We start from the raw sequence: 12,900 nt of genomic DNA on the forward strand, positions 1-12,900 counted from the left end.
TGAATCTTCGTTGATTGTATCAACTTTCGCCAAGATATACATGATTTCTATCATATTTGGTTGGTCTCAGGCGTTGAGCTTTCCTGCAATCATAGTAATCTGTTACTAATTGTATCAATCGAAGGCAGGTTGCTTGTGAAAACTCCAGTTAACCCACTTTTGCGATGGCTCAATGCGTTTTTTAGCAGTCGTTCATTACCCGGAGCTGATGGGAGGGCGCTGTATGCTTACCGTTGTCATGATGCAGAGTATGAAAGTTTGGCTGCTCTTCTTCGTGCCCATGTTCCACGTAACTACTCCAAAACCATATTCATTTCTTACAGTGATGTTTTGTTCAGCATATATGCCGCTGAGTTTATCCGCCGTAACCATACTGCAGGACATCCAAGATGGGACGTTATTTTAGAATCGATTGGCTGGAAGGTACCTTACGCACATCGACAAAAGCTGGTAAATGATGGGATTCGTTACTGGAAAAGAAAGGTGAGAAGTCTGGGTCAAGCATCGGGTTATCTGCATACTCTGGCTTGCGAAGGCGGTTTGCCCATCCGGATGATTGAAAATGAAAGTGGCTATTTAATAACCTATTTCAGACGAATTTATCAGGCACTACGTGGGCAATCGTCAAGGCGTCCTGCAGAAAAAATCGCACAAGAACTGGGTGACACTATTCCTGTGACAATGCAAAATGAACTCGTCTATGAAATAGCTGGTGAATTTTGCGAGACACTTCATACGTTACTCAATGAGCATCCCACTCATGGTCAGGACCCCGTTTCCTCACTACGCAAACAATATCCTGACTGGCATCTTCAACTTCCGTTGGTACTCCCGGAAGAGAATGCCTCAGAGATTGTAAGACGATTACTTTCTCAATCTTCAGAGCCCCGTATATCAAGCAATGTGCTGGTTGAAAGGATATGGAATGATGTTGATGACAGTTGGTATTGCGATGCCCGGTTTCGATTTCCGGCCACAATGCGCACTGAACAGCTAATATCCCTTTTTGAAAGCAATATTCAGCCGGAACAAACACGACTCATCATTTCTGCAAAATGGAGAAATGGTGGGGCCCGGTTGGCAATGCTAAGCCGTTATGAACAGCAAGATTGGCGAGTGGAGTTATTACCCTTCGCTATGCAAAAACTCTCTGGGGCAGATGCGATGACCGAAATATCGTTGTCGCTCCATGAAGGGCCGATTCTGCTAGGTCACGTAATTCCCAAAGGGGGTTATGAGCTTACCGAAGATTTACCATGGGTTTTTGAAGCGATGAATGAGAGCGAGTCGCAGTTAAAACTTGTCGGCATGGGATCTGTTAGTTCCAGGCAAAACTCTCTTTTTATTTCGCTACCGACAAATAGTCATTTGGATATTAGTGGAGAAGGTGAGTTTGATATCCCGAGGTTGCTGAAAAATAGTGAACGTAGCTTAACTAAAATAAGCGGAGTATTCAGCGTTGTTTTACATGATGGCGCAGTTTGTACGATTCGCACGCAGCAAATTTATGATTCTGCGATTGAGTATTATATAAAGCCGACAGAGATCGATCTGGTAAAATCTGATTATCCTGTCCATCGTGCCTGGCCAAAGATCGGCTGGAAAAAGGATATGCAGCATGGCATTGTCCCAGAGAACGAACTTTTTTGGCGATCTATTCGTTCAGGTAACAACTCTTGGTTTTCTGTCGCATCAGTAATGCCGAAAGGGCAGATAGAAGTCAGGCGAATAGTCAATGGTGAGGTTTTATTTAGCGGTAAAGTTGTGATTTTGCCAGCAGATTTCGATATTCAAATTATTCCCGAGACTGCTCAGCAAGGAGTTATTGTACTCTCTGGTATAACGGATGCAAGGGTTGATAAATATTCAAACAATGAAAAAGTAACACTTAAATCAGATTATTTGCAAAACGAGTGTGTTATTGATTGTAATTCATCACAGATGCTAGAGAGCACCATCAATTTACGAGTATCCTGGAAAGATGGTTCTAATCTTAAATTGTTATTACCTAAGCCCGTTAGCGGTGGACGGTTTGTAAGTAATGATGGTTCTGTTCATTTTGACGGTGTTGCATCTATAGCACATTTGCATGGCGTGGACGCTGAGCTGTTAACAATATCTTGTGCCGGGAAAGGATATCTTAATATCGAGTTGTTGGATGAAAACCCGATGTCTGAAAAATTTCATTATTTACATGCGGATATTCCATTGTTATCTGGCCGTAATGAAAAATTGCAACAGATTTCACTTTATGAGAATTATAATCTGCTGAACGCCATGCTTGCATGTGCATGGAAAAATGATAGTACATTACGTGTTGATTTTTACTCTGACAGATTTGGTAAGGACAAAACAACACTCAATATTAAACGCTACGATGGCCGTTTTATTGAGGGTGATGAAAGATTGCTGGTTGATATAAAAGATTCTATTGTTTTTCCTTACCATAAAATAGACGACATGGTTGTTGAAGCCATTTCTCTTAATACTCCTGACTTATGCACAGTCCTGCTGAAAAAAGATGAGTCTGGTTATGATTTCTCGACGTTGAATAATCAAGGTGGCCCATGGTTAATTGTGGGTAAAATTGATGGTGCAATTCGTATTGCACCAGTGATTAAATGGATGCTACCTACATTACAGACAGATGATTTATTTCTAAATGCTATATGCAACGCATCGCCAGAACAACGCAAGGAATATTGTAATGCGCTGTTTTTGGAAATGAAAAATAATCCTTTGCAAAACTCTTGTTATTTGTTGGTTGAGTACATTAAAAAATATAAGTTGAATAATAGCTTGCCTTTGCTGGAACTGGATTTATTTAGAGAAATTTCGAGTAATTATTGCGTGGTTGTTCAGTTGTTAATATCATCATGTCTTTCTGGGGATAGTGATGCTATTTATGATATACAGGAGGAATTACCCTTCTCATGGGGATGGATTCCTGTTTCAATATGGAAAGATGTCTTTGAACAGTGTTGGTATTCTCTGGAAAAACAGATTAATGATAAGGCATTTGCATTAAATATACTACAGCCATTTATTGCATTTATAAATCATCAAGCGCATATCGATCGTCGATTAGTTCCCATCGCTAATATGTTGCTTACACATAGTGAGATATTACCTGCAGGTTGCACTGTATTGCCATCTGTAAGCCGCGAGCAGTTTAATGATGCCAAACAGATGTTATTAAGAAACCCAGATAGTTTTGGACGTGTCAGCATTTTTTCTAAAGAGCTTTGGGATAGTGCTATTACTCCAGACCTTAAATCTGTTTTTAATAAATTTTGGATCGAAAACACATATCACACTCGTTTTGAAAAACGTTTTAATTTGATGTTAGTCGCGGCGCTGCTCTCCCAAAGAAACAATAAACTTATGCATCAGCTAACTGCACTTTTTGAATTTCACTATCAGCAAGCCCCGCAGCAATTGGGGGTTATCTATCAGTATTATTTTGAACAAGCAGGAGTATGTCATTGATGAACGTTCAGCAACTGCATTATGCGCCACTTCTAAATCAGCTTCATCAGCGTGCGGTGAGGTCGGTGGTAAGTCAGCTGGCATTGCGGAGCAAGTCGTTGAGTCAATATCTGGAATCTCAATATTTCCAGCCTCCAGGTCTGGGGGGGTCACTGCTTGCAGATCCGGTATTCGAAAGTACGTTTGGCTGGATGCCTGCGGATGAAACAATGGAGGATTTGCGTGACAAACTGATCTCCAGCCCGCTGGTTGATGCTTTGAGCAGTGCGCCAGTGCCGTTTGGTCATCAGCTAACTGCGTGGCGAACGATTCTTGAAGACAAGCAGTCCCTATTAGTGAGCAGTGGTACAGGGTCAGGAAAAACAGAATGTTTTATGGTGCCGGTGCTGGAAGATCTTATTCGTCAGCAAAATTTGACCCGGCAGTCACTAACAGGGACGCAGGCTATTTTCTTGTATCCGTTGAATGCGCTAATAAATAGTCAGCAAGAGCGGCTTCGCGAGTGGACTCGCGGGTTTAAAGGGAAGATACGCTTTGCGCTATATAATGGCGAAACCCGGCATACCAAATATGAAGTTCAGGAAGACCAGCTCAAAGTACCTGAACAGGCATTGAGTCGGGAAGCCATTTATGAAGCCCCACCGTCCATCATGGTGACGAATACCACGATGCTGGAATATATGCTGATTCGTCGCAAAGATGCCCCTGTCATTGAAAAGTCCCAGGGAATGCTGAAGTATATCGTCCTTGATGAGGCTCACAGTTATATTGGCTCTCAGGCAGCTGAATTAGCGCTGCTTTTACGTCGCGTCATGCAGGCCTTCAATGTTGGACCTGGTACAGATAAACCTGTGCAAATCATTGCTACCTCGGCCACTATTGGTGAAGATTCTCCTGAAGGTAATAAAGAACTTGCTAAATTTGTTGCCGATCTCGCGGGGGTCACAGAACGTGATGTAAAAGTAGTTCGCGGCTATCGACAAATACCGTCGATATCGGAGTCGCTTATTGGTCATGAATATCCCACTTCTTTAGCATCGCTTAACTCACTGAGTTCTCAGGAACTTTACCAACAGCTTTGTCATTATCGGGTGGCCCAGCAATTGCGTCAGGCGTTAACTCGCCCCGGATGCCAGGCGATACGTTTGAGTGAACTGCTCAATGTTGCCAGAAGAACCTGGCCAGACATTAATCATCGTGAGCTGTTGCAGCTTCTCGATCTGATGGCGAAATCGCGAGAGGGTGAATCTAAATTTTCACTAGCTTTTATACCATTACGTATGCATGGGTTTATCCGAACACTCGCGGGCCTATGGGCATGTTCAAATAAACAATGCGCACATAAAGCGAGTGAATTAGGTGGGGGTGACTGGCCATTTGGTCAGGTATGGTTTGAACAACGCCAATATTGCGACTGCGGTGCGCCGGTGTTTGAAGTTTTACGTTGCTCCGGGTGCGGTTCAGCTTATTTGTCTGCCAAAGAGGAAGTGCGCGGTGATGGAACGAACTGGTTGGTAGCGCAACCTGCTGCTGCCGAAGAGGATGAATTCGCTCTTGATCTCGATGTTTATTCTGAAGATGAAGATAACAACGAATTAGAAAATAACTCCCAATTTGATCGTCTTATAGCGAGCGATGGTGAAAAATATCTCATTTCACTAGAGGAAGCGACGGCGGGTAAAATCGACCGCGAGGCGCAAAAGCACTATGAGTTAAATCTGATAAGACCTGAATCTCGAGGTGAGGGACGCAATAATTCCTTTGCTTGTGTTTGTTGTGGTGACACCCAACGGAAAAATAATCCTTTGTTCCGTCCGCTTAGACTCGGTGCGCCCTTTTTTTTAAATGAAATTATTCCTACTCTGCTTGAATTTTCGCCTTTACCGCAAACAAGAGAAGAGCAGTTAGGTCCGTTTAATGGTCGACGCTTGCTCACCTTTACGGATTCACGTCAGGGAACCGCCCGTATCTCTGCCCGATTACAGCAGGACGCAGATAAAGCTACGTTACGAACCCTTTGTTATCAGGAACTGGCAAATATTAATGAGCCATCAGTAAAGCTCAGTCCGTCACATTGTGCATTGTTAGAGAGTTTTATTACCCAGTTTTCTATCCCTCCTTTAAAAAATTCCATCGACGCACTGAGAAAAGCGATGGTTTCGAATGAGAAGCTTAGCCCAGCAGACGTTCAGGCGCTTAGAATTATCGAGCCGATGGTTAGTTCCTTAAGTCAGGAACATGCTAAAGCGATGCAAATACTCCTCGTCAATTCAGGCAATCAGCAGAAGAAAACCATGTCGTGGCTAACTCTGTCTGAACAACTTGTTGGCAGTGTGGACCTTGCGGACAGAATGAGAGGCAGTTTTAAAGACTTGTCTGGACTTGAGCTTACTAAACAACAGTTTGCTGATTTTTGTTTATACAGTGAGTTTGGTCGCCGCCCTAAAAATGCCTGGACCCTCGAAAGTCTGGGGCTGGTGGCCATTTACTATCCATTTATTGATAAAGTCACAACCTGCCCGCAGGACTGGAAAACATTATTACCCGACCCCGATAAGCAATTACCGGAATGGCGTAATTTATTGAAGATTACCCTTGATTTCTTTATACGTGAAAACAGTGCCGTTTTTTACGAAAACGAGGAGTACCCTCGCTGGATGGGGGCACGTTTTCCGGTAAAAATGCTGCAGGGACCAGATAAAAAATATAAAGGGCAGAAACGTGATCAACTTTGGCCACAAATACGCGATCGCCATTATAACCGGGTAATTAAGCTTTTAATTGCCGTCTTTCCGGCAATACAGCCTGAGCAGGCTCACTGGAAAGCGTTGGTTAATCACTTAATGATTGAAGTCTGGGAAGCTATTCGACCATGTCTGCGTCAGTTTGAATCTGGTTATCAACTGGACATTAAACAACAAGCTGAATTTTACAGTCCAAAGCAAGTCTGGCGTTGCCCCTATACTCGCCGTGCGTTAGATGTCACTTTATTGAGTTATTCTCCGTATTTACCAGGTAGCAAAGAGATAGCACCTGAAAAAGCTGTATTGATTGAAATGCCCGAGCTTCCTGTGCGTCACTGGCGTTTATCCGGTGGTGGAGAAATGGCGCGAGAAGAGCGCCTGCACTGGTTGGAAAGTAATGAACTAATTCAACATGCTCGGGAGGAGGGGGTATGGTCAACTCGCAGCGATAGATTGGCCCTGAAAGATAGCTGGTATCGTCTGGAGGAACACTCAGCGCAGCGAACACCAGAGAAGAACCAGTTCAATGAAAAGCAATTTAAGGCAGGGAAAGTTAATGTGCTGAACTGTTCCACGACCATGGAAATGGGCGTGGATATTGGTGGTATGAGTTTGGTCGCGATGAATAATGTTCCTCCGGCTCCGGCGAATTATTTGCAGCGTGCTGGGCGTGCTGGCCGTCGCGGTGAAAGCGCATCTGCGGCCATTACGTTATGTAAAAACACCGCGCATGGAATGGAGGTATTCAAAGACCCTCTCTGGGCGTTCAACACCGTTGCGAGTGCCCCACGGGTTCGTTTTGGTAGCAGTAGTATTGTTCAGCGGCATGTTAACGCATTGGTTTTAGGTGCGTTTTTACGAGCTGAAGTTCCTGATGCGACAAAACTGAGTTGTAAATGGTTCTTTGAAGGTGATGATAGCCAGTGTCTTCGTTTTCTCCATTGGTTAAATCATCAGGCCGATCAACTGGCGGACAAACTTAAACGCCTTACCCAGGGAACTGTTCTGATGTCATTGACGCCGACACAGCTCTTGACTCGTACGCATACGATGATGCAGCTGGTTGATACTCGTTGGAGAAGCCAACTTGCCATACTGTTGGAAAACGTCGAAGCGTTGAAAGCAGATAACAGCGCGTGGGAAGAAACGCCAGCAGGTAAAGCCATCACTTATCAGCTTCGTGATTATCGCGGGGCTTATCTGTTTTCTAAACTCATCAGTGAAGCGTTCCTGCCGGGTCATGGTTTCCCGGTTGGCGTGGTCAATTTCAATTATCTGACCGCGGATGAACTGGAAAAACGTCGCGCAATAAAAACCACTCAGGCTGACCCTAATGAAGGGGGAGAAAACTTTTCTCGCCGCATTGAAAAACTGCCCAGCCGTGACCTACCCACAGCATTACGTGAATATGCTCCTGGTGCTGATGTGGTATTGGGCGGAAAAGTGTATCGTTCCTCGGGTATTATGCTTGGTAAAGTACTTGCCAGCGGGCAGGAGCTGTCTGGCGATCATCATATTCCGTGGTTTTGGCATTGCCGTAAATGCGGCGCGGGAGCGACCAGCGCCACCCGCCCTGTCGAATGTAGCCACTGCAAGGCAGAGTTACAGCAGCTTGATGTGAAACGGTATTTACAGCCTGTCGGTTTTGCGACAGACATTCGTTATCAGGCACATAATGATGTATCCATGCCTGCGCAACTTCCCTGGAAAGATCCTCGTGTTCTTGTACCTTCTTCGGTGTGGGTCTCCTTACCCGATGCTGGACTCGGACGTTACCGTTTTAGTCATAGCGGGGAATTGTTCCACTTCAGTGAGGGTGAATTTGGTCATGGCTACGCAATTTGTCTTTCCTGTGGCCGGGCAGAATCTCAAACCCAGCCCCAGCGTACTCCGGAGAATCTAAAGAACCCGGAGAAGGAAAATACGCACTACCTGTTGAGAGGCGGTAGTAATGATCGGCAGGGGAACAATAAATTGTGCCACGGTCATGTTCATAAAGATCTGTGGTTGGGATATAGCAGCCGTACAGATATGGTTGAGCTGCAACTCAGTGATGATAATGGCTTATTGATCAGGGAGGATGTTGCCGCGCGTTCCCTTGCGGTTGCTTTGCGTGAAGGATTAGCGCATAAATTGGGTATCGAAAATACTGAGCTGGGCGTGACGACGCAGCAAGCGCGCGATATCGATGGCTTCACTGGATATTCTATCTTTATTTACGATAATAATGCTGGTGGTGCGGGTTATGCAGTGCAATTGATCGATAATTGGTCGGATGTCTTTAATTACGCCAGAAAATTGCTCGATTGCAGCTGTGATAAATTCTGTCACCACTGCTTGCTCAGCTACGACAGTCAGCATTATGTCGGTAAATTAGATCGTCACCAGGCATTAACTCTGCTCACTAATCTTCGTCTACAGCGGCTTAATCTCGCGCCAGAATATCAGTACTTCGGAGAAAGTAGCCGGGTTGAAACCAACCCACTCAGTTTGCGTATTGCGCAATGCCTGAACAGCGAGATTTATGATTCCTGCTCGTTGGTTCTTGCTGGGTCGCAGGAACAGTGGAGTTTTGCGCAATGGCCATTATTTAAAGAGTTACTCCAGTTTGCTTCCTCTGGGGGCAATGTTGAGTTGCTGATTGCCACGCAGCTGGAAAACATGGCTGATAGCACCAGACATCAGCTTTCCGCGCTAGCGGCGATACCGGGTGAACGCTTGCAAGTGAAATCTATAGCCACTGCGCAACTTGTGCAAGGGGAAGGGATCTTGTTGGCACAGGTCACTCGTGAGGGGCAAACCCAACAGTGGGCCGCTGCCGACAGTGCCACCGTTTCGCCCGGTGAATTATGGGGACAAAGTTCGGCATCGCCGGTAGTGACGATTAAAGGAGCGTCCAGAAAAACATTCTCGGGTCAGACCTTGAGTGCAGAAGACTTACTGCCAGCATTGCCCGCCGGGGCGGTACGCATCAATCTCAGCCAACAACTTGACGGTCAGGTGGAAGGTTTTGGTTCGCGTTTCTGGGCACTGATAGCTCAGCAGCATGCTGGCTGGAAGAAGGTTTTTACTAATCGACGCGAAATTACTCACGTCCATTATAGTGATCGTTATCTCAATAGCCCATTTACTGTACGTTTGTTAGGTGAAATTTTGACGGAATTGGTTGAACAGGGGCTGGCAGAACGTGCCGAACTCACTGTTTCAGTTAAAAAGTTAGAGTACAGTTCTCGCCAACACGATTCACTCTATAACGCATGGCTTGATGAGCAGGATCGCCAGCAAGTTATGACCACGTTGCTGGAAGAGGGCTACCTTGGGCCAGCCTGGTCAGGGAAAATCTCATGGTTAGCAGGAGATAATCAGAACACCGATCACGGACGTGAACTGACCGTGACCTTCAGCGATGGCAGTGAACATTATGTGTTGCTCGATATGGGACTGAGTTACTGGCGTTGTACAGGTGACACATTCTTCGATTTTTCAGGACGAATACCGAATCAGGTCGAGCGCCTGGCAACATGCCGGGCATTGGTTATAGCCCCGGATAATGGATTGAAGAGTTATATCATCGCAGGCTAAACGAATTCTCCCCCACCGACTCAGTGTGGGGGAGTTGACCCAGCTCACTTTTTAACTATCGCTGTTTGAAATTTATGCGTTATTTCTGCGTATTACATTCCATTTTATCCCCCCTGACGCCACCCTTCATGTTATCTTTAAAGCCCTCTTTTTTATCGCAGTGTGCAGCGACATATCGCTCGGGATAGTGTTATCACCACTGCCTCATACAGACAGAAAAACCGATGAATAAGCAAAATTATGCACCTGGAATGCGGGTGGTTATTCGTGATGCAGAGTGGCGCATTCGCCGGGCGGATGACAGCGGAGATGGTGGTTACCTGCTGACCTGTGATGGCATTTCGGAGCTGGTACGCGGTAAAGAAGGGCTTTTTCTGACAAAGCTGGAGCAAAAAGTCGAGATTCTTGATCCAGCAAAAACAAATCTGGTGGAAGATGAGTCAGCCAATTACCAGGCGGCTCAGTTGTACATAGAGAGCCAACTACGGCAACGCGTCCCGACTGACAGCAAAGTCCATTTTGGACATCAGGCTGCGATGGATTCAATGCCCTTTCAGCTCGATCCCACGCGCATGGCACTGGCGCAACCGCGCCAGCGGATATTAATTGCTGATGCGGTAGGGTTGGGTAAAACGCTGGAAGCCGGTATCCTGGTTTCAGAACTGATTCGCCGTGGACGTGGCAAACGCATTCTGGTGCTGGCGGTTAAATCCATGCTTACGCAATTCCAGAAAGAATTCTGGAGCCGTTTTGCTATTCCGTTGACGCGGCTTGACTCCGCTGGTCTACAAAAGGTGCGTAACCGCATCCCAACCAACCACAACCCGTTCCATTATTTCGATAAGACCATTATTTCCATCGATACCCTGAAACAGGACATCGAATATCGCCATCACCTGGAAAACGCCTGGTGGGATATTATTGTTATCGATGAAGCGCATAATGTCGCTGAACGTGGGACCAGCTCTTTGCGCAGCAAACTGGCAAAATTGCTCGCCGGGCGCAGCGATACGCTGATTATGCTTTCAGCTACGCCGCATGACGGTAAGGCTGAAAGTTTTGCCAGCCTGATGAACATGCTCGACCCGACGGCCATTGCCAATCCGAAAGAGTATGAATACGCCGATTTTGCCGATAAAAATCTGGTTGTGCGTCGCTTCAAAAAAGACGTAAAAGATCAGATGGCTGGCGAGTTTCCGGAACGTAATATCGTCAAATTGATGCGCCCGGCAACCGGAGCTGAAGAGGAAGCCTATCGCCGATTGGTTGAGAGTCAGTTCCGTGACGATGATGATGAAGACTCGCGGTCAAATAAAGGCCGCCTGTTCAAAATTACGCTCGAAAAAGCGTTGTTCTCCAGTCCAATGGCATGTGCCAGCGTGGTGGCTAACCGCCTGAAGCGGCTTGAGAACCGCAAAGAAATAAACAGTCAGAGCCAGATTAACGAATTAGAGTCACTGCTGCTGGCGCTCAATAATATTGATGCCAGCCAGTTCAGCAAGTATCAGTTGTTGCTGGAGACCATCCGTAACGATCTCCGTTGGAAAGCGAATAACACGGAAGATCGTCTGGTGATCTTTACCGAGAGTATCAAAACGCTCGAGTTCCTTGAGCAGCAACTGCGCTCCGATCTCAAGCTGAAAGACGATCAAATTGCCACGTTGCGAGGCGATCAGGGCGATACAGTTCTGATGGAAACCGTCGAAGCGTTTGGCAAAACCCAGTCTCCGCTGCGCCTGCTAATCTGCTCGGATGTCGCGTCTGAAGGTATCAACCTGCACCACCTCAGCCATAAAATGATTCACTTCGATATTCCGTGGTCGCTGATGGTATTCCAGCAGCGTAACGGACGTATTGACCGCTACGGACAAAAACACCAGCCACAGATCCGTTACTTGCTGACTGAAGCCAGTGAACCGCAGATCAACGGTGATATGCGCGTGCTGGAAGTGCTGATCAATAAAGACGAACAGGCGCAGAAGAATATCGGTGACAGCTCCGAATTTACCGGCAAATTTACGCAGGAAGAGGAAGAAGAGCAGGTTGCTGAATTCATGATGCAGGACGATGGTGCCAGCCTGTTCGATGATCTGTTGAATAGTAATGTCACTGAAAATACTGAACACGACCTGTTTAGCGAAATCTGCAGCGCAGTGTCCAGCGATGCTTCGACCGTGACCGAAAGCGACATTAGTCTGTTTGATAATGAGCAGGCATACTGCGAAAAAGCGCTAGGCTATCTGAAGGCCCGCGGTCAGACCGTGCAATACGATACCTTGCCTGATAACACCTTATCGCTGGTCGCACCGGAGGAGTTACGCCGTCGCTTTAACCAGTTACCGCCGGAAATTGCGCCGGAAAACTGGCAGCTTTATCTAAGCCAGGACAAAACTGTTATTACGGAAGCCATTTCGCGTGCGCGCGGTGAGCAACATGCCTGGCCCGATGTGCAGTATCTCTGGCAAATTAACCCGGTCGTGCAGTGGTTAGACGACAAAATTCAGTCTGCCTTTGGTCGCCACCAGGCTCCGGTGATGCGCCTGCCGCACCTGTTTGAACCTGATGAGGATCATTTCATCCTTTCCGGGTTGTTCCCGAACCGTAAGTCGCACCCGATGGTGAACCCGTGGCTGGTGGTGAGTTTTAACCGCGAAACGTTAAGCGGTAGCCTGCCTTTTGCTGAGTTCCTGAAACGACATCCGCAACTGAGTAGCAAGCTGACTAACAGTGGTGGTAAAGATCGTAACCACCAGCGCCAGCAGGATCTGCTGGAAGCGGCAATCTCCCATGCGCGGGATGTGTTTGTTCACGATCGAAATGCTTTTGAGGAGCATATCAATCAGCAGCTCAATGAACATCTACAAAAGCTGGAGGTTCTGCGTGGGCGTCAGCTGAGTCAACTGGAGCTGGATTTTGCCGATAATAAACAGCTGCTTTCAGTGAAACAGAACCGCAAAGAACAACGTCAGCGCGAAATCGAACACAATTTTGACAGCTATATCCAATGGATTGAGGACACCATGACCACCGAAAAAGAGCCCTACATCCAGGTTATTGCAGTAATCACCGGAGCGGAGGGCTAATT

General features: G+C 46.5%; 3 protein-coding genes. All 3 read left to right on the top strand.

Annotated elements, in window-relative coordinates; translation table 11 throughout:
* Positions 1-129 precede the first annotated feature (129 nt).
* The 3 genes from RTU33_RS18870 (at position 130) to RTU33_RS18880 (ending at position 12,898) form a co-directional block, all read left to right on the top strand.
* Entirely contained in the window at positions 130-3,489 is a 3,360-nt protein-coding gene (locus RTU33_RS18870) for an STY4851/ECs_5259 family protein (RefSeq protein ID WP_312629383.1), read from the top strand.
* Positions 3,489-9,815, top strand: a complete 6,327-nt coding sequence (locus RTU33_RS18875) for a DEAD/DEAH box helicase (protein ID WP_312629384.1) — start codon at positions 3,489-3,491, stop codon at positions 9,813-9,815. The genes RTU33_RS18870 and RTU33_RS18875 overlap by 1 nt, the downstream gene beginning before the upstream one ends.
* Before the next feature lie 224 nt (positions 9,816-10,039).
* On the top strand, positions 10,040-12,898 hold the full coding sequence (locus RTU33_RS18880) for a DEAD/DEAH box helicase (protein WP_312629385.1): 2,859 nt from the start codon (positions 10,040-10,042) through the stop codon (positions 12,896-12,898).
* The last annotated feature ends 2 nt before the right edge of the window (positions 12,899-12,900 follow it).

Source organism: Scandinavium sp. (genome assembly GCF_032012665.1).
Classification (GTDB): Bacteria; Pseudomonadota; Gammaproteobacteria; order Enterobacterales; family Enterobacteriaceae; genus Scandinavium.

Excerpts from the sequence above, each read along its gene's own strand:
- RTU33_RS18875 (WP_312629384.1), top strand. The coding sequence starts at position 3,489 with ATGAACGTTCAGCAACTGCATTATGCGCCACTTCTAAATCAGCTTCAT.
- RTU33_RS18880 (WP_312629385.1), top strand. The coding sequence starts at position 10,040 with ATGAATAAGCAAAATTATGCACCTGGAATGCGGGTGGTTATTCGTGAT.